This window comes from Pelomonas sp. Root1237 (assembly GCF_001425055.1).
Classification (GTDB): domain Bacteria; phylum Pseudomonadota; class Gammaproteobacteria; order Burkholderiales; family Burkholderiaceae_C; genus Pelomonas.
In genome coordinates this window covers 268,912-287,352 of the sequence record NZ_LMDK01000020.1, presented here as the reverse complement: position 1 = coordinate 287,352, position 18,441 = coordinate 268,912, and the positions used below count along the sequence as shown (strand labels likewise).

Here is an 18,441-nt window from a genome sequence, read left to right as displayed (position 1 = left end):
AGGCTCAGAACTGCAGGGGCAGGTTGACGCGGCGGCCGTCGCGGGCTGACTGGTACATGCCGATCAGCAATTCCAGGGACTTCAGTCCTTCGCGACCATCGGTCTCTGCCTTGGCCTGGCCGCGCAACACGTCGATGACGTTGAGGTAGTAGAGCGGGTGGCCGATGCCATAGACCGACGTGGTCTGGTAACTGGCATCCTTGATGCTGGCGTCCGCCGGATCGGGCGTCTGGAACTCCCAGTGCTTGATCTCGTTGACGGCCACGCCGCCAATGACTGCCGAGCCCTTTTCGCCCAGGATGGTGATCGACCCCTCGAGATTCTTGGGATAGGTGAGCATGGTCACGTTGATCGAGCCCATGGCGCCACTGCGCCACTTCACCGCCGCCACGCCGGTGTCTTCAACCTCGATGTCCCGAGCCAGGGTGCCCGTGTAGGCCATGACACTTTCCACCGGGCCGACGATCCAGTCCAGCAGATCGATGTAGTGACTGGCCTGGTTCATGAAGGCGCCGCCGTCGAACTCCCAGGTGCCGCGCCAAGCGGCGCTGTCGTAGTAGGACTGCGGGCGGGTCCAGAACACATTGACGTTGACCATGTAGATCCGCCCGAAGCGCCCGGCTGTGACGGCGTTCTTCAGCACCTGCAAGGTTGGGTTGCGACGGTTCTGCTTCACGACGAAGAGTCGCACGCCGGCTTCGTCGCAGGCGCGGACCATGTCCAGGCCTTCCTGCCAGCGCGTAGCCATGGGCTTCTCGGTCATCACATGAAAACCAGCCTGCGCGACCTGGATGGCCTGGCGCGAATGCAGCCCGCTTGGCGTCGTGAGAATCACGCAGTCGGCCGTGGTGGCGGCCAGCATGTCCGTCAGGTTCCCGTGGCCCTTGGCACCGGTCGACGCGGTAGCGGCCGCCAGCGCGTCGGGCTCGATGTCGCATACGTCGACCAACTCGCAGTCGTCGGCGAGCTTCCTGATCGACTCGAAATGGTTGTTCGCAATCCGGCCGCAGCCGACCAGAGCGAATCGGACCTTGCGGCCGAGAATGGGTTTTAAAAGGGCGTTCATGCAGGGGCCTGCTCGGTATGGGGGAACTGGATTTCCAGGCAGAAACGGTTCTGCCGGGCAATCAGCGCTCTAGATCTGGCTCTTGGCGCGTTGGCGGACCAGCACCAGCGCGGTATGAGCAGCCACTGCGATCAGGGCCAGGGCAAAACCGGCCATCATCAGCTGGCTGCGCTTGGGTTTGTATTTGCGCTCCGGCACCTGGGCCACGTCGATGACCTGCAGTTGGCCACCGTCGCGGCTTTCATCCACGCGCGCCAGTTCGTACTGGCGGGCGATCAGGTCGAACAGCGTCTCCTGATACTTGAACTCGCGATAGGCGCCGATGTAGCCCGCCCCCGCGGTGGACTGCTCAGCCTGACCGGCACGCGCCAGTTCGCTGCGCAGCCGCGTGACCGCGGCGGTCTGCTGCTGCACCTCGGGCGTGTGCTCGGCCAGGCTGCTGCTGAGCATCTGCAAACGCACTTCGGCGCTGGTGAGCTCGGCGCGCAAGCGGGCCACGGCTTCCATCGCAGCCTTGGGTTCCGCCTTGAGAGTCTCGGCCGACACACCAACGCCCTGCAGCGCAGCCTGGGCGGCGTCGAGCTTGGTGCGCACCTGCTTCAACTGCCCCTCGAAGAAGGCTCGCCGCTGCTGTGCCTCGGTCAGGGTCAGGCCGGCGGTGAGCTTGCGCAGCTCTTCAACATAGGCGTTTGCCATGTCTGCAGCGCGCTTGGGATCGTGGTCGTCCACTTCAATGGAGATCACACCGTCCTTCTTGCCAAGATTGATCCGGGTGTTGCGCATGAGCTCAAGGCGAGCGTCGTGCGCCAGCTTTTCTTCGTAGACCGTCTTCAGGTCGAAGCGCTCAAGCATGCGGTCGGCGATGGTGCGGCTCTGCGCGAAGGTGACGTACTGGTCGCCGGTATTGCGAACACCGCCGGATATCCCGGCCAGCGCTCCAAGAGAAGCCAGGGCGCCGGCCGCGGCGCTCTGCTGCTGTTGGGGCGGCATGATGCTCGTGCGGGCCATGAACGTGGGCGCAATGAGGTAGCTGGCTCCCAGGCCCAGCACGGCAGTCGCGAGCGGTGCGACCACCAGCAGGCGCCATCGAGCGCCCAGCGCGCCTGCAAACTCGGAGAGGGTCAACTCGGATTCGACGGGCATGTTTGCCGCATTGTTGGGAAGCATCGAAAAACCTGCCCGTTAGTTCTTGAGAGTCTTCAATGCAGCAGCGCCCAGACCGAACTGGTACAGGATCTGCGTCCATTCCTTGGCTTCCTGGCTGAAGCTCGTGCGTGTCAGGTCCTCGGGCACGAAGACGGTGTCACCCGGCAAGGCGGCGAGTGTCGAGAAGCCGGAGCCCATGGAGATCCAGCCCGAGGACTGCTGTTTGGCGCTGACCACGCTGCCGTTGGCGCGGATCACGAAGGTGCTTGACGTGTCGGCGCCGCGGGTTGGGCCGCCAGCCAGGCGCAGCATGTCTTCAATGCTCGCATCCGGGCGGAACACGAAACTGCCACCATTGAAGACGCTACCGAATACGCCAACGGTGGTTGGCCTGGCAGGCACGGTAAGGCGGTCGCCGTCTTCGACCATCAAGTCTGGCAGGCGAGCGGCGTTGGGTGCGGTTTGCAGCACGATGCGGCCGGTCGGCTTGACGGCGCGCAGTCGGTCTATGAGTCGATTGGAGCTCTGCACTCGCGCGCCCTGCGCGTTCGCTTCATCGGCTGTCAGCGCCTTCTGACTCACTTGAACGCGAGCGAACTCGGTTTCGAGATCCCGCAGTGCGCGTTCATACTGAGTTTGCTGCGTGACGCGCACGCTTTCCCGGTTGAATTCGGCGCCGTAGACAAAGGCGCCTGGCGTCAGGCCACCGGCGGCATTGACGGCGTCCGTCAGGCTGCTTCCGGGCGGGAGGATGTATTCCCCTGGGCGCTGGACTTCGCCCTCAATTCGCACCCGCTTGTTCTGGCGGTGCTGGGGCAACAAGGCGGCCGTCGCGTTGAAGGCGCGCACCAGGTCGCCGCTCTTGAGCGTTGCGCGCAGTTGTTGCGGCAGGGTCAACTCGGTGATGCGAGCATCGTTGCGCGTATCCAGGCTTTCAACGGCCAGGCGCGACCGGTCGGCTACCGCATTGAAGCCTGCGCCCATCCGCAACAGGTCGTCAATGGTCTCGCTCGGCTTGAGTTCGAAGATGCCAGGGCGGTTGACGCTGCCAATCAGTGCGACTTGCTGCCCAACAGGCCCGATATGGACGACGTCCTCCGACTGCAGCACGCGATCCGCCGTTTTGTCGCCGCGCAGGAGCAGGTCGTACAGGTCGAACTGGCTGACCAGCTTGCCGCCGCGGCGCAATTCGATCTGACGCAGACTGCCAGCTGCGGAAGGCCCGCCTGCCTGGATCAGCGCATTGACGATGGTTGACAGGCTGCTGACTGCATAGGCGCCGGGCTTGAGCGTGAACCCCGTGACATAGACGCGGATGCTGCGCAGCCTGCCCAGCGAGGTGCTGAGTCGGTAGTTCTTGAACACCTGGCTCACCCGCTGGTCGATGGCTGTATTCAGGTCGCCATAGCGCAGGCCCGCCACCATGACCGGTCCGACCCGCGGAATGGTGATGCGTCCGTTCCGGTCGACGGTCAGGCGCAGGTCGGCCTCGACAGCGCCCCAAAGGTTGACCAGCAGCTCATCGCCCACGCTGACGACATAGTCGCCGGGAATCTGGCTGGAACCTTCGCCTGGCGTGCCGACGCGCGGGCTCAGCAGCTCCATGCCGAAGCGAGGCACTTCAACGTCTTCACCGACGGCACGCTGCACGTAGCGTTCGAACTCGCTCATCTCGAGAATCCGACGCGCATCGCGTTCCGAAGGATCGAGCGCGCGCAGCGACTCCCGCTGCGGCCCGCGCTGCGGCTCGCGCTGAGATTCCCGCGGTGCTTCGCTGCCCGGGTCGCTGCCTGCGGGGCGCGCTGGCGTCTGCGACGGTGCGACCAGCCGCACCGGCCCTACCTGTGAATCGTTGCTGTTGGTCTCGGCCGCACGGCTGCTCAGCGAGGTCATGCTGGCCAGCAGGCCGAATGCCAGCGAGGCCATCAGGTGGCAGGCCAGATGGGTGGACGCCCCGCGCTTTACCTTGGCGAATGTCTGAGTCACGGTGGATGGTGAATATTTAGGCAATTCCAAGAGACCGGGACTAGTCATGGGGGCTGCGTGAAGTTGAGAGGAGCAGCCCAGACGCCGGACGTCCGACGGGGCTCGAATCGGCGCGGATTCTAGCTACGCGCCTGGGGGCAACCCGGATAGCGCCCGGCGCAGTCTCCCGTCGTTACACTGCTGATGTCGGCCGAACGGTGGTCACAGCCGCTGCCCCGCATCCAGGCCTGCGCTCTTATTCCATGCTTCCGATTCTCGCCCTGAGCTTTGCGATTGCAGCTGCTGCAACGCTGCTCATCATCCGTTCATCGCACCTGCACGGTGCGCTGTCGGCCGACCATGACCTGTCCGGCCCGCAGAAGTTTCACTCCCGCCCCGTGCCGCGCATTGGCGGGCTTGCCATCTTCGGTGGCTTTGCCGTCGGCACGGTCTTGCTCACCTGGCGTTATCCGGCCATGCGCCACATGGCTGGGCTGCTGCTCGCGTGCAGCGCGCCAGCCTTCGCCTCCGGCGTCATCGAAGACCTGACCAAGCGCGTCAGCCCGCTGCGCCGCATGCTGGCCACGCTGCTGGCAGCCGCCCTGGGCGCCTGGCTGCTGGGCGCGCAGATCAAGGTGACCGAGATCCCCGGGCTGGACTTGATCGCGGCCACGACGGTGGGCGGCTACCTGCTTGCGCTGCTGGTTGTCAGTGGCGTGGCCCATTCGATCAACATCATCGACGGCATGAACGGTCTGGCGTCCATGTGCTCGGCCATCATGCTGGCGGGCCTGGCCTATGTCGCCCTGCAGGCGGGCGACCAGTTCGTCGCGGCCATGGCCATCGCGGTCATAGGCGCCGTGCTGGGCTTCTTCATGTGGAACTACCCGTTCGGCCTGATCTTCCTGGGCGACGGCGGGGCTTATTTCCTCGGTTTCATACTGTCGGAGCTGGCCATCCTGCTGCTGGTGCGCAACCCCGAGGTCTCGCCGATGTTCCCGCTGCTGTTGTGCGCCTATCCAGTCTGGGAGACGGTGTTCTCCATGTACCGGCGCAAGGTGGTGCGTGGCCGGCCGGTCGGCATGCCCGATGGCATCCACCTGCACAGCCTCATCTACCGCCGCCTGATGCGCTGGGCCATCGGCAGCCGGGACGCCGCCGTGCTGACGCGCCGCAATGCCCTGACCGCGCCCTATCTCTGGGTGCTGTGCAGCCTGTCCGTCGTGCCAGCGACGATCTGGTGGGACGACACCGTCATGCTGCAGGTCATCCTCGGGCTGTTCGTTGTCTTCTACGTGCTGCTGTATTGGCGCATCGTTCGCTTCCGCACGCCCCGCTGGATGGTGCTGAATACGCGAGCCGAATTACGGCCGCCGGTGACCCGGCCGGAGTAGGGCTGGCAGGCCTTTTCCCCTATCCGGGATAATCACCGGATGCAAGAAACCCCTGAGTCCGCAGTCGCGGTGCCCGCCGAGGCGCCCGCGCCTGCCCGTTTCGACACCCTGCCGCTGGACCCCAAGCTGCTGCGCGCGGTGGCTGATTCCGGTTATCTGACGATGACGCCCATCCAGGCCAAGGCGATTCCCATCGTTCTGGAAGGCCGTGACGTCATGGGCGCCGCCCAGACCGGCACGGGCAAGACGGCGGCATTCTCCATCCCCTTGCTGCAGCGCATGCTCAAGCACGAGAACCCCAGCGTCTCGCCGGCCCGCCATCCGGTGCGCGCCCTGGTGCTGGCGCCCACGCGTGAGCTGGCTGACCAGGTGGCAGAGAACGTCAAGAAGTACGCCAAGCACACGCATCTGCGCTCCGTCGTCGTCTTCGGCGGCATCGACATGAAGCCGCAGACGGCCGCGCTCAAGGCCGGCGTCGAGGTGCTGATCGCCACGCCGGGCCGCCTGCTGGACCACATCGAAGCGAAGAACTGTGTGCTCAACCAGGTCGAGTACGTCGTGCTCGACGAAGCCGACCGCATGCTGGACATCGGCTTCCTGCCCGACCTGCAGCGCATCCTCAGCTACCTGCCCAAGGCGCGCCAGACGCTGCTGTTCTCGGCCACCTTCTCGCCCGAGATCAAGCGCCTGGCCCAGAGCTATCTGCAGGACCCCATCCTGGTCGAGACGGCCCGCCCCAATCAGGCGGCCTCGACCGTCGAGCAGCGCTTCATCAGCGTCACCGATGACGACAAGCGTGCCGCAGTGAAGCAGATCCTGAAGGAGCGCTCCATCCGCCAGGCCATCGTCTTCGGCAACTCCAAGCTGGGTGTGGCCCGTCTGGCGCGCTCCTTCGAGCGCGACGGCCTGCGCACGGCCGCCCTGCATGGCGACAAATCGCAGGATGAGCGCCTGAAGTCGCTCGACGCCTTCAAGCGCGGCGAAGTGGACCTGCTCGTCGCCACGGACGTGGCTGCGCGCGGCCTGGACATTGCCGACCTGCCGGCGGTCTTCAATTTCGACGTGCCCTTCAATGCCGAGGACTACGTCCACCGCATCGGCCGCACGGGCCGCGCGGGGGCTTCGGGCCTGGCAGTCACGCTGGTCACCAAGTCTGACGCGCGCCTGGTGGCCGACATCGAGAAGCTGCTCAAGCGCAAGATCGACCTCGACCCCTTCGAGCTGCAGGACAGCCGCCCGCCGCGTTTCGAGCGCCCGCGCGAGGAGCGAGGAGAAGCTTCTTTCGAGGCCCGTCCCGCCGTGCGGCCCACCTATCGCCCGCCTTCCCCGCCCAAGGATCCCTTCTTCGACAAGCCCTACGAGGCCAGCGCTGCCGGTGAGGCACCAGCCTGGGAAAAAACCAAGGCTGCAGCGGCGCCGGCTGGCGCAGGCAAGGGCCTGTCCAGCTACATCAAGCCCAAGAAGCAAGTGGCCGCGTTGTTCGGTGCCAAGCCCGCGCCGGCGCCGGTCGAGTCCTAAGCCAGGATTGAAAACACGGCCGGGATGCGGTCGGGTACCTTGGTGCCGTTGGACCGCCAATCCGCCACGGTGGCGGTCTGCGTCCAGCCGCCTGGCAGCGTCAGGCCGACGCTGATCGACAGCCGCGTGCCGGGCTTCAGCGCTGCCAGCAGCGCCTGGCGCAGCGCCTCGTTGCGGTAGGGCGTCTCGATCAGCAACTGGGTCTGCTGGGCCTTGGCCGACAAGGCCTCCAGCTCGCGGATGCGTGCCGTACGAGGTGCGGCGTCCACCGGCAGATAGCCGACAAACGCGAAGCTCTGGCCGTTGAGCCCGCTGGCGGCCAGGGCGAGCAGCAGCGAGCTCGGCCCGGACAGCGCCACCACCTCGATGCCGTTCTCATGGGCCAGCGCGACCAGGCGAGCGCCCGGGTCAGCCACGGCGGGCAGGCCCGCTTCCGAGATCAAGCCGAGGTCGTGCCCCGCCAGCGCCGGGTCCAGCAGAGCCAGCCAGGCGACCGCGTCATCGCCGCCGCCCCTGCCGCCCTTGGGAGGGCGTGGCAATTCGACGATCTGCATGGCCTGCAGCGGCTGGACGAGCGGCGCAATGGCATCGACGCGCTTGAGCAGCGCTCGCGTGGTCTTGGCGCTCTCGGCAGCCCAGTGCGTCAGCCGCGCGGCCTGCTCAATGACCCGCTGGGGCAGCACCTCGCGCAGGTCCAGGGAATCGTCCACGCCGAAATCCAGCGTATTGGGCATCAGAATCAGACGGCCCTTGTTCATGCGAGAGGCTCCAGGCCGGCGCGCCGCAGCAGGGCGCAGGTGCGGATCAGCGGCAGGCCGATCAGCGCGGTCGGGTCGTCGGACTCGACGGCCTCCAGCAGCGCAATGCCCAGGCTCTCCACCTTGGCGCTGCCGGCGCAGTCATAGGGTTGGTCGGCGCGCAGATAGGCTTCGATGGCTGAGTCGCTGAGCTCACGCAAGCGCACACGAACTTCGGCGCGCTCAATGGCCGCCAGACCCGGTGCGACGACGGCGACGGCGGTCTGGAACACGACCTCGCGCCCGCTCATACGGCGCAGTTGCGCAGTGGCGGCCTCGTGGGAGCCGGGTTTGCCGATGGCCTCCCCGGCCAGGTCGGCAACCTGGTCGGAGCCGATGACGATGGCACCAGGAAACCGCGCCGCGACCACGCGTGCCTTGGTCAAGGCCAGCCGCTCGGCCAGGGCCGCCGGGGCCTCGCCGGGCAGGGCGGTTTCATCGACGTTGGGCGCAACCGCTTCGAACGGCAGGCGCAGCCGGGCCAGCAATTCCTGTCGGTAGCGGGAGGTCGAGGCAAGGATCAACTGGGGCATCGGGACATTCTCCCCCGCCTAAACTCTCGACCATGAAATCGCGCGCCTTTGTTCCCGAGAAGCTCGATGTCGCGGCTCTCGCTCATGATGACGCCAGCCTGTCTGGCGAATGGCCGGCGACGTTGCTGGAGCGGCTGGCCGACTCGGCCGCTCCCGAAGCGCCGGCCAGTGACTGGCCAGCGCTGCAGTGGAGCCTGCACGGCGAGATCCGCCAGCCCAAGGGCAGCAAGGCCCAGACTTGGCTGCACCTGACCGCCTCCGGTCAGGTCGCGCTGACCTGCCAGCGCTGCCTGCAGCCGGTCCACGAAGACATTGATATCGACCGCTGGATCCGCTTCGTCGACACCGAGGTCGAGGCGGCCGCGCTCGACGCGGACAGTGACGATGATGTGCTGGCCCTGCCGCGCCACCTCGACGCGCGCGAATTGATCGAAGACGAACTGCTGCTGGCCCTGCCGCTGGTGCCGCGCCACGAGATCTGCCCCGAGCCCCTGGCCCATGTGGACGAAGTGATTGAGCCAGGAGAGGAGGAGCGTCCCAACCCTTTCGCCAAGCTCGCAACCCTGAAGCGGGGCGGCAGCGCCTGAAGGCATGGCTTCAGGCGCTTGGCTCTCGCTGTCGACAGTAGCAGCTTGGCGGGTTTCTCATCCGGTGCTACACTCGTGGGCTTTTCTGCGGTCTGGAGTTCGAGCTTTGATCTCACTCCCCGGGGTTGTGACCACAAGGCCCCACAGTCCGCCCCCAAATCCCGCAGAGTCTGGAGAATTTCATGGCTGTTCAGCAAAACAAGAAGTCGCCTTCCAAGCGCGGTATGCACCGTTCGCACAATGCCCTGGTCACCCCGGGTACCGGCATCGAGCCGACGACCGGCGAAGTGCATCTGCGTCACCACATCAGCCCCACCGGTTTCTACCGTGGTCGCAAGGTGCTGAAGAGCAAGGCCGACGCGGCCTGATGGTGCCCGGTGCCGCCAGGCGCGGCGCCAAACTATCGATGAATCTGCCGACCCGGCCTGCGTACCGCGCAGCGCCGGGTTTGGTCTTTGTGGCTCACGAAAACCACTGACATGACCGCAGTACCCCCGCCTGAACCGATCCGCCTGGCTGTTGACTGCATGGGCGGCGATCACGGCCCCTCGGTCACGCTGCCGGCCTGCCGCGCCTTTCTGGACAAGCATCCGGGCGCCGAGCTCATCCTTGTGGGCAAGCCCGAGGAACTGGCGGCCGCTGCGGCCTGGCCGCGTTGCCGTGTCGTCGCCGCCAGCGAAGTCGTCACGATGGACGACCCCATCGAGGTCGCGCTGCGCCGCAAGCGTGACTCGTCCATGCGCGTCGCCATCCAGCAGCTCAAGGCCGACCGCGATGGCAACCCGGCTGTGGCCCATGCCTGCGTGTCCGCCGGCAACACTGGCGCGCTGATGGCCGTGGCCCGCTACCTGCTGAAGACGCTGGACGGCATCGACCGCCCGGCCATCGCCACCGTCATGCCCAACCAGCGCGGCCGCTTCACGACCGTGCTGGACCTGGGCGCCAACGTCGACTGCACGGCCGAACACCTGCTGCAGTTCGCCGTCATGGGCAGCGCGCTGGTGTCGGCCGTGGAGGGCAACGAGGAACCCAGCGTCGGCCTGCTCAACATCGGCGAGGAAGCCATCAAGGGCAGCGAGACCATCAAACATGCCGGCGAACTGCTGCGTGCCGCTGGTACGGCCGGCCAGTTGAACTTTTTCGGCAATGTCGAGGGCAACGACATCTACAAAGGCACGACAGACATCGTCGTCTGCGACGGCTTTGTCGGCAATGTCATGCTGAAGACGTCGGAAGGCCTGGCGACCATGATGGGCGGCTTCATCAAGGAAGAGTTCAATCGCAATTGGCTGACCAAGCTGGCCGGCTTGATCGCCATGCCCGTGCTGAATGCCTTCAAGCACCGTGTCGACCACCGTCGTTTCAACGGCGCCGCCCTGCTGGGCCTGCGCGGCCTGGTGTTCAAGAGCCATGGCTCGGCCGACGCCTTTGCCTTCGAGCAGGCCTTGGCCCGCGCTTATGATGCCGCCCGCAACCGGCTGCTTGACCGGGTCCACGACCGCATCGTCGCCACGCTTCAGGCCAAGGCGAATGATGCTGGAGACAACGCGGCGAACTCCGTCGCGCAGGCTGCATGAGCCCCATCGCCACCTCTACCACTCGCTATTCCCGCATTCTCGGCACCGGCAGTTTCCTGCCCGCCGACCGCGTGACCAACCAGGCGCTGGCCGATCGCCTCGCGGCCGACGGCGTCGAGACCTCGGACGATTGGATCGTCGAGCGCACGGGCATCCGCGCGCGCCATTTCGCGGCGCCTGACCAGACTGCCAGCGACCTCGCCTTGCCGGCCGCGCAGGCGGCGCTTGAAGCCGCCGGCATCGCTGCCGAAGAGATCGACCTCATCATCGTCGCGACGTCCACGCCTGACATGGTCTTCCCGTCCACGGCCTGCATGCTGCAGAAAAAGCTGGGCGTGCATGGCTGCGCGGCCTTCGATGTGCAGGCTGTCTGCTCGGGTTTCGTCTATGCGCTGAGCGTAGCCGACTCGATGATCAAGAGCGGTGCTGCCAACAAGGCTCTGATCGTCGGCGCCGAAGTGTTTTCGCGCATCCTCGACTTCAAGGACCGCACGACCTGCGTGCTGTTCGGCGACGGCGCGGGCGCCGTCGTGCTGGGTGCGAGCTCAGAGCCCGGCATCCTTGCGACCGAGTTGCATGCCGATTCGCGCCATGTTGACGTGCTATGCACGCCCGGCACAGTCGCCGGTGGCCAGGTGTTGGGCAGCCCTTTTCTCAAGATGGACGGCCAGGCCGTTTTCAAGCTTGCTGTCGGTGTGCTTGAGAAGGTGGCCCGCTCGGTGCTCGAGAAGGCCGGCCTGACCGAGGCCGACCTCGACTGGCTGATCCCGCACCAGGCCAATATCCGCATCATGCAGGGCACGGCCAAGAAGCTGAAGCTGGACCTGAACAAGCTCATCGCCACCGTCGACGAGCATGGCAATACGTCGGCCGCTTCCGTGCCACTGGCGCTGGACGTCGCGGTGCGCAATGGTCGCATCCAGCGTGGCGACACCCTCATGCTGGAAGGGGTCGGCGGCGGTTTCACCTGGGGCGCCGCCCTGCTGAAGTACTAGCCGTCCAGATGCTGCCGCATCGGCACCTCTGACTGCTACTGATTTGGAATTGTTCTCATGACCGCACCTTTCGCCGTTGTCTTTCCCGGCCAGGGCTCGCAGGCCGTCGGCATGCTCGACGCCTGGGGCGACCACCTGGAAGTCCGCCGCACACTGGAAGAGGCCTCGTCCGCCCTCGGCGAGGACATCGGTGCGCTCATCCATGCCGGTCCCAAAGAGCAGCTGGACCTGACCACCAACACCCAACCCGTCATGCTGACGGCCGGCATCGCCTGCTGGCGCGCTTTCGTCGCCGAGACGGGTGCGGTGCCCGTCGCTGCGGCTGGTCATTCGCTGGGTGAGTACACGGCGCTGGTGGCTGCCGGCGCGCTGAGCCTGGCCGATGCGCTGCCGCTGGTGCGCTTTCGTGCCCAGGCGATGCAGGAGGCGGTGCCTGTCGGCGCCGGCGCGATGTACGCCATCCTGGGGCTGGACGGCGAGGCTGTCCGCGCGGGCTGCGCCCAGGCCGCAGCCGAGACTGGCGAGGCGGTCGAGGCGGTCAACTTCAATGATCCCAAGCAGACGGTCATCGCCGGCAGCAAAGTGGGCGCCGACAAGGCCGCCGAGATCCTGAAGGCCGCCGGTGCCAAGCGCGCGCTGCCGCTGTCGGTGTCCGCGCCGTTTCACTCCAGCCTGATGAAGCCGGCCGCCGAGCGGCTGAAGGAAAAGCTGGCGACCGTGCAGTTCCATGCCGCCGCCTTCCCGGTCATCAACAACATCGACGTGGCCATCACCGACAACGACGCGACACTACGCGACGCCCTCTACCGCCAGGCCTTTGGCCCGGTGCGCTGGGTCGAGGTCGTGCAGGCGCTGAAGGCCCGCGGTGTCGGCCACATCATCGAGGCCGGCCCCGGCAAGGTGCTGACCGGCATGGCCAAGCGCATCGACGCCGAGCTGCAGGCCGCCTGCGTCTTCGACCCCGCTTCGCTGGCCGAAGCCCGTGCGCTGCTGGGAGGCGGCTGAAATGACTGAATCCGCACCCAAGGGCGTCGCCCTCGTCACCGGCGCCAGCCGCGGCATCGGCCGCGCGATCGCGCTGGCCTTGGCCAACGAAGGCTGGCGCGTCATCGGCACAGCCACCTCTGAATCGGGCGCCGCTGGCATCACCGAGGCCCTTGGCCCCCAAGGCGGTCGTGGCATTGTGCTGAACGTGACCGACGCGGCCGCCAGCCAGGCCGCCGTGGACGACATCGTCGCCAAGGAAGGCGGCCTGCATGTGCTGGTCAACAACGCCGGCATCACGCGCGACGGCCTGTCCATGCGCATGAAGGACGACGACTGGGACGCCGTCGTCGACACCAACCTGAAGGCGGTCTTCCGCCTCGCCCGCGCCGCCACCAAGCCGATGATGAAGCAGCGGTCGGGCCGCATCATCAACATCACGTCCGTCGTCGGCGCCTCCGGCAATGCCGGCCAGGCCAACTACGCCGCCGCAAAGGCTGGTGTGGCCGGCCTGACGCGCTCGCTGGCCCGTGAACTGGGCAGCCGCAACATCACGGTCAACTGCATCGCACCCGGCTTCATCGCCACCGACATGACCGAGGTCTTGCCCGAAGCCCAGAAAGCCGCACTGCTGTCGCAGATCCCGCTGGGCCGCCTGGGCGCCCCCGAGGAAATTGCCGCTGCGGTCGTCTTCCTGGCGTCACCGGGCGGTGCTTACATCACTGGTTCCGAGCTGCACGTCAACGGCGGCATGTACATGGCCTGATTTGGCCCGGGCGCCCTGATCTAGGGGAGCCCATCTAGAGCCCGTAGAATGCTGGGCTGTTTTCAGCAAATCCCTCCTGGAGGATTCATGAGCGATATCGAAGCACGAGTCAAGAAAATCATCGCCGAGCAACTTGGCGTGGCGGAAGCCGACGTTACGAACGAGAAGGCTTTCGTTGCCGACCTGGGCGCCGATTCTCTGGACACCGTGGAACTGGTGATGGCCCTCGAAGACGAGTTCGGCATCGAGATCCCGGACGAAGAAGCCGAGAAGATCACCACCGTGCAGCTGGCGATCGACTACGCCGTCAAGCACCAGAAGGCCTGAAGGCTTTCTTTCTCTCGCAACTCTGATCCGCACTGCATGAGCCGTCGCCGCGTCGTCGTCACCGGTCTTGGCCTGATCAGTCCCGTCGGCAATACCGTTGCCGAAGGCTGGGCCAATATCCTCGCCGGTCGTTCCGGCATCGCCACCGTCACCCGTTTTGACGCCAGCAATCTGGCGTGCCACTTCGCGGGTGAGGTCAAGGGCTTCAAGATCGAGGACTACATCCCCGCGAAAGAAGCTCGGCACATGGATATCTTTATCCATTACGGGCTGGCGGCGTCCATGCAGGCGGTGCGCGACGCCGGTCTTCCGACCGGCGATCAATTGACCGAAGAGCAGGCCGAGCGCATCGGCGTGCTCGTCGGGTCCGGCATTGGCGGCCTGCCGCTGATCGAGGACACCAAGACCGAGCTGATGAACCGCGGCCCCCGCCGTATCTCGCCGTTCTTCATCCCGGCTTCGATCATCAACATGATCTCGGGCCATGTCTCCATCCAGTTCGGTTTCCAGGGACCGAATTTGGCGATCGTGACGGCCTGCACCACGGGCCTGCATGCGATCGGCGAAGCTGGCCGCCTCATCGAGTACGGCGATGCCGACGTGATGGTCGCGGGCGGTGCCGAAGGCGCGGTGTCACCGCTGGGCATCGGCGGTTTTGCCGCTGCCCGCGCGCTTTCCACCCGCAACGACGACCCCGCGACCGCTTCCCGCCCGTGGGACAAGGACCGCGACGGCTTCGTGCTGGGCGAGGGCGCCGGCGTGCTGGTGCTCGAGGAGTACGAACACGCCAAGAAGCGCGGCGCCAAGATCTACTGCGAGCTGTCCGGTTTCGGCATGGGCGCGGACGCGTACCACATGACCGCTCCCAACGTTGATGGCCCCAAGCGCTCCATGCGCGCGGCGCTGCGCAATGCGGGCATGAACCCCGACCAGGTCCAGTACATGAACGCCCACGGCACCTCCACGCCGCTCGGCGACGTGAACGAGACCAACGCGATCAAGCTGGCTTTTGGCGACCACGCCAAGCAGATGGTCATCAGCTCGACCAAGTCCATGACCGGCCACCTGCTGGGCGGCGCGGGCGGCATCGAGTCGGTGTTCACCGCGCTGGCCATCCGCGACCAGGTCGCGCCGCCGACGATCAACATCTTCAACCAGGACCCCGAGTGCGACCTGGACTACTGCGCCAACGAGGCGCGGCCCATGAGGATCGACGTCGCAGCGAAGAACAACTTCGGTTTCGGCGGCACCAACGGCACGCTGATCTTCAAGCGCGTCTGATCGCGCTCGCCGGCGATGCGCCGCACGCCGCCGGTCGTCGTGCATCTGCAGCCCCAGCCGGCGGTGCAGGCCTTCGTGTCGTGCATCGCGGCCTTGGCCTCGGGTGGCCTGGCTGCCTGGGCACTCAGTTACCGGGCTCTGGCCTGGCCCATTCTGCTGGCCGTGCCTCTGGTCGCCTGGTGGGCCTGGCGCATGGCCGCCGTGCTGCCGCGACGGCTGCGCTGGGACGGCGAAGCCTGGTGGCTGGACGAGCCTGGTCGCGATGACGGGCCCCGAGTGCAACTGGCCGTGCTGATCGATCTGGATGCCTGGCTGTTGCTGCGCGCCAGCCCCGGCCCACGCTGGCTGCCTTTGTCGCGTACCCAGCAGCCCACGCAATGGACGGCACTGCGCGCGACGCTGTTCTCCGCACCGCGGGCGCCGCAATGAGTGACGCCGATGCCGATGCCCTGCTGGTGCGGGAAGCCCAGGGCGGCAGCCGCGCGGCCTTCGACATGCTGGTGTTGAAGTACCAGCGTCGCGTCGAGCGGCTGCTTTCGCGCAGCGTGCGCTCGCCCGAAGACGTGGCCGATCTCTGCCAGGAGACTTTCCTGGCCGTGTATCGCGCATTGCCGGCCTTTCGCGGTGAGAGCGCGTTCTACACCTGGGTCTACCGCATCGCGATCAACGCGGCCAAACGCCACAACGCCCAACGCGCCCGCCAGCGGCCCGTCGAATCCCTGGACGACGGCGAGGGAACTTTCGGCACCGACGCGACTCCAAGCGACGATGCGACCCCCGAGGCCCTGCTCGCCGGTCGCCAGCTGGCACGGGAACTGGACGACGCGGTCGCAGCCCTGGCCGAGGATCAGCGCCGGGCGCTGTTGCTGCGAGAGGTGGATGGCTTGAGCTACGACGAGATCGGCGACCTGATGAACTGCCCGCCGGGCACCGTGCGCTCGCGCATCTTCCGCGCCCGCGAGGCCGTCGCGGCGCGGCTGCGGCCGCTGCTGGGCGGCGGCGGAGGGCGGCGATGGTGAGCGCTGCCGACAACTCACTGAACGAAGCGCTGTCCGCCGTCATGGACGGCCGCGCCACGCCGGTCGATTGGGCGCGCGTGAACGCGGCCTGGGCGAGCGACCCGGGCCTGCGCGAGCGCTGGGCGCTCTGGCATGCGGCCGGTGATGGCCTTCGCGCCACCGAACTGCCGGAACTGCACCGGCAACCTCAAGCGCTGCTCGCAGCCCTGCATGCGCAATTACCGGCCGAGGTGGTCGACCACCCGCGCCGACGCGACTGGCTGGCGCCCGTCGCGGTGGCCGCCAGCTTCGTGGCCCTGGCCCTGGGCGTTGGCCTGCTGCGGCCTGCGCCTGCGCCGGACGCCCAGGTCGCCGCTGCACCGAACACAACACCGCGCGCGCAGGGACTTGGCGGCCTTAGCTTTGCGCAGACCGCTGCAGGCCGTACCCTGCCTGCCGTTGGCGCGGCGCGGGAGGCCGGATTGCCAGGAGAGGCGCCGGCAGAGATCATTGATTGGGGCTTGGCCCTGCCGGAATCCGCCGCCTCGCAGTCCCGTCCTTGAAGTGACGCTTCGATGCCCCATCTGCCTTGTCCTGCTGAATCCCTGGAACTCCCTTATGCACGCTGAGACCCGCCTTCACCCCGCGCGCGCGCGCTTTCTGTTTTCCGGCACGGCGCTGGCGCTTGCGCTGACGCTGGGGCAGGCACCCGCCGTGGCGCAGTCGCGCGAGCTGCCGGACTTCGCCGAGATCGTGGAGCGCGTCGGCCCAGCGGTCGTCAACATCCGTACCGCCGAGAAGGTCAAGATGGCCGAAGGCCAGGCGGAGATGAACGAGCAGATGCAGGAGTTCTTCCGCCGCTTCGGCATCCCTGTGCCCAACCAGCGCCGCGGCGCGCCGCGCGGTGGCGGCACGCCCGACGACGACGGCCCCATGCGCCGTGGTGTCGGCTCCGGCTTCGTCCTCAGCGCCGATGGCTACGTGCTGACCAATGCCCATGTCGTGCAGGGCGCTGACGAAGTCATCGTCACGCTGACGGACAAGCGCGAACTCAAGGCCAAGCTCATCGGTGCCGACCAGCGCTCCGACGTGGCGGTCGTGAAGGTGGAGGCGACCGGCCTGCCGGTAGTGAAGGTCGGCGACAGCAACAAGTCACGCGTCGGCGAATGGGTCATGGCCATCGGCTCGCCTTTCGGCCTGGAGAACACGGTGACGGCCGGCATCATCAGCGCCAAGCAGCGCGACACAGGCGATCTGCTGCCGCTGATCCAGACCGACGTGGCCATCAATCCTGGCAACTCCGGCGGCCCGCTCGTCAACATGCGCGGCGAGGTCATCGGCATCAATTCGCAGATCTACAGCCAGAACGGCGGCTACATGGGCATCTCGTTTGCGATCCCCATCGCCGACGCGATCCGCGTGGCCGATGAGCTGCGCGCTGGCGGGCGTGTCGTGCGCGGCTACCTGGGCGTGCTGCCGGACGACATCACCAAGGAAATCGCCGAGGCCATCGGTCTGGGCAAGCCGCAGGGCGCCGTGATCCGCTCCGTCATCGCCGGCAGCCCGGCCGAGAAGGCGGGAGTGGAAGGCGGCGACGTCGTCACCAAGGTCGACGGCAAGACCGTCGACAAGGCGGCCGACTTGCGCCGCCTCGTGGCCAATGTGAAGCCCGGCGCCAAGACGACGCTGACCGTCTTCCGCCGCGGTGCGACCAAGGATGTCGTCGTCACCATTGGCGAAGACGAGCGCAGCAAGAAGCCGGGTAGCGGCAGCGAAGGCGGCAACGAGCCAGCGCCGGCGGCGACGGCACCCAGCGCGGCCCTTGGCCTGAAGGTGTCGGAACTGACCGATGCGCAGCGCAAGGAAATGAAGCTCAAGTCCGGTGTCAAGGTCGACAATGCCGCGGGTGCAGCCGCTCGCGCCGGGCTGCGCGAGGGCGACCTCATCCTGTCGGTGGACAACGTCGAGGTGTCCTCGGTGAAGGCCTTCCAGGCCCAGATCGCCAAGGCGGACAAGAACAAGGCGATGAATCTGGTCGTGCGCCGGGAGGACGTCACCAGCTTCGTGCTGCTCAAACCGGTGCGGTGAGGCGGCAAAACCTGGGCTGTCTGCTCGGGCTTTCCGCGATGCGGTAAGCCCGCTGGGCGCCCCGACCCGGGTTGTCCACTGAATATGGAAGTTGGCGCTGGCTAACTCTTAGATAAAGGCGGGGATTGTTCGCGTCCGCCGCTAAAATGGCGGCTCGATGCGTCCTGGAACGGGTGTCTGACGGTGGAATCGACGCCCACCGGCAACGCCTTGATTTGATCCACAGGCGATCCACAGGAACTTGTGGATAACCTGTGGTTAAAATTCCTTGTTGGCAGCCTGCAACGACCGGAAAACCAATACTGGTGCGGCTTCCCGGCTGGGCCTTTTGGCTACAATGAAGGCCCAACAAGCAGTTGCCATACCTTTTGTTGGAAGGCACGTCGCCTCTTCGACGTGCCTTTTTTTTAGCTGTAGCA

Annotated in this window: 19 protein-coding genes; 14 read left to right on the top strand and 5 right to left on the bottom strand. The window is 66.5% G+C overall.

The features are described from left to right. Positions 1 to 4: 4 nt before the first annotated feature. The 3 genes from ASC91_RS26035 to ASC91_RS26025 all read right to left on the bottom strand — a co-directional run bounded on the left by ASC91_RS26035 (position 5) and on the right by ASC91_RS26025 (position 4,198). Entirely contained in the window at positions 5 to 1,066 is a 1,062-nt protein-coding gene (locus tag ASC91_RS26035) for a Gfo/Idh/MocA family protein (protein WP_056204304.1), read from the bottom strand. Between the two features lie 69 nt (positions 1,067 to 1,135). Then, complete coding sequence (locus ASC91_RS26030; protein WP_082533035.1) at positions 1,136 to 2,209, bottom strand: Wzz/FepE/Etk N-terminal domain-containing protein; 1,074 nt, start codon at positions 2,207 to 2,209, stop codon at positions 1,136 to 1,138. 39 nt (positions 2,210 to 2,248) lie between these two features. After that, the gene (locus ASC91_RS26025; protein ID WP_162247869.1) at positions 2,249 to 4,198 is read right to left on the bottom strand and encodes an SLBB domain-containing protein; all 1,950 of its coding nucleotides are present in this window, start codon (positions 4,196 to 4,198) and stop codon (positions 2,249 to 2,251) included. 242 nt (positions 4,199 to 4,440) lie between these two features. Here ASC91_RS26025 and ASC91_RS26020 point away from each other — a divergent pair, with 242 nt between their 5' ends. Together ASC91_RS26020 and ASC91_RS26015 are read left to right on the top strand one after the other, a co-directional pair. Then, a complete protein-coding gene (locus ASC91_RS26020; RefSeq protein ID WP_056204295.1) occupies positions 4,441 to 5,571 on the top strand; it encodes a glycosyltransferase in 1,131 nt (376 codons plus the stop codon). Between the two features lie 39 nt (positions 5,572 to 5,610). Further along, positions 5,611 to 7,089 (top strand): DEAD/DEAH box helicase, encoded by a 1,479-nt coding sequence (locus ASC91_RS26015; protein ID WP_082533021.1) that lies wholly within the window; start codon positions 5,611 to 5,613, stop codon positions 7,087 to 7,089. Here ASC91_RS26015 and ASC91_RS26010 read toward each other — a convergent pair. Beyond that, a complete protein-coding gene (locus ASC91_RS26010) occupies positions 7,086 to 7,847 on the bottom strand; it encodes an SAM-dependent methyltransferase (RefSeq protein ID WP_056204290.1) in 762 nt (253 codons plus the stop codon). The two genes, ASC91_RS26015 and ASC91_RS26010, sit on opposite strands and share 4 nt — an antisense overlap. Next, positions 7,844 to 8,419 carry a nucleoside triphosphate pyrophosphatase gene (locus ASC91_RS26005; RefSeq protein WP_056204287.1) on the bottom strand — a complete coding sequence of 192 codons (576 nt, stop codon included), beginning with the start codon at positions 8,417 to 8,419 and terminating at the stop codon, positions 7,844 to 7,846. The genes ASC91_RS26010 and ASC91_RS26005 overlap by 4 nt, the downstream gene beginning before the upstream one ends. A 32-nt stretch (positions 8,420 to 8,451) precedes the next feature. On the opposite strand from ASC91_RS26005, the gene ASC91_RS26000 reads away from it, so the two are divergent. The 12 genes from ASC91_RS26000 (at position 8,452) to ASC91_RS25945 (ending at position 18,022) form a co-directional block, all read left to right on the top strand. Further along, entirely contained in the window at positions 8,452 to 9,006 is a 555-nt protein-coding gene (locus ASC91_RS26000) for a DUF177 domain-containing protein (protein ID WP_056204284.1), read from the top strand. A 182-nt stretch (positions 9,007 to 9,188) separates the two neighbouring features. Beyond that, the gene (gene rpmF, locus ASC91_RS25995) at positions 9,189 to 9,374 is read left to right on the top strand and encodes a 50S ribosomal protein L32 (RefSeq protein WP_056204281.1); all 186 of its coding nucleotides are present in this window, start codon (positions 9,189 to 9,191) and stop codon (positions 9,372 to 9,374) included. 111 nt (positions 9,375 to 9,485) lie between these two features. Further along, positions 9,486 to 10,583, top strand: coding sequence for a phosphate acyltransferase PlsX (gene plsX, locus ASC91_RS25990; RefSeq protein ID WP_056204278.1), 1,098 nt, complete (start codon positions 9,486 to 9,488; stop codon positions 10,581 to 10,583). After that, positions 10,580 to 11,578, top strand: a complete 999-nt coding sequence (locus tag ASC91_RS25985; protein ID WP_056204275.1) for a beta-ketoacyl-ACP synthase III — start codon at positions 10,580 to 10,582, stop codon at positions 11,576 to 11,578. Before plsX ends, ASC91_RS25985 begins: the two co-directional genes overlap by 4 nt. A 57-nt stretch (positions 11,579 to 11,635) precedes the next feature. Continuing rightward, entirely contained in the window at positions 11,636 to 12,583 is a 948-nt protein-coding gene (fabD, locus tag ASC91_RS25980) for an ACP S-malonyltransferase (protein WP_056204272.1), read from the top strand. Position 12,584: 1 nt separating this feature from the next. Continuing rightward, positions 12,585 to 13,328, top strand: coding sequence for a 3-oxoacyl-ACP reductase FabG (gene fabG / locus ASC91_RS25975; protein ID WP_056204269.1), 744 nt, complete (start codon positions 12,585 to 12,587; stop codon positions 13,326 to 13,328). An 87-nt stretch (positions 13,329 to 13,415) separates the two neighbouring features. Beyond that, the gene (gene acpP, locus ASC91_RS25970) at positions 13,416 to 13,655 is read left to right on the top strand and encodes an acyl carrier protein (RefSeq protein WP_056204266.1); all 240 of its coding nucleotides are present in this window, start codon (positions 13,416 to 13,418) and stop codon (positions 13,653 to 13,655) included. A 36-nt stretch (positions 13,656 to 13,691) separates the two neighbouring features. After that, on the top strand, positions 13,692 to 14,936 hold the full coding sequence (gene fabF, locus ASC91_RS25965; protein ID WP_056204262.1) for a beta-ketoacyl-ACP synthase II: 1,245 nt from the start codon (positions 13,692 to 13,694) through the stop codon (positions 14,934 to 14,936). 15 nt (positions 14,937 to 14,951) lie between these two features. Beyond that, complete coding sequence (locus ASC91_RS25960; protein ID WP_056204259.1) at positions 14,952 to 15,365, top strand: hypothetical protein; 414 nt, start codon at positions 14,952 to 14,954, stop codon at positions 15,363 to 15,365. Continuing rightward, on the top strand, positions 15,362 to 15,955 hold the full coding sequence (locus ASC91_RS25955) for a sigma-70 family RNA polymerase sigma factor (protein WP_056204256.1): 594 nt from the start codon (positions 15,362 to 15,364) through the stop codon (positions 15,953 to 15,955). The genes ASC91_RS25960 and ASC91_RS25955 overlap by 4 nt, the downstream gene beginning before the upstream one ends. Continuing rightward, complete coding sequence (locus tag ASC91_RS25950; protein ID WP_056204253.1) at positions 15,949 to 16,497, top strand: RseA family anti-sigma factor; 549 nt, start codon at positions 15,949 to 15,951, stop codon at positions 16,495 to 16,497. The genes ASC91_RS25955 and ASC91_RS25950 overlap by 7 nt, the downstream gene beginning before the upstream one ends. A gap of 55 nt (positions 16,498 to 16,552) precedes the next feature. Further along, on the top strand, positions 16,553 to 18,022 hold the full coding sequence (locus ASC91_RS25945; RefSeq protein ID WP_056204250.1) for a Do family serine endopeptidase: 1,470 nt from the start codon (positions 16,553 to 16,555) through the stop codon (positions 18,020 to 18,022). Positions 18,023 to 18,441 lie beyond the last annotated feature (419 nt).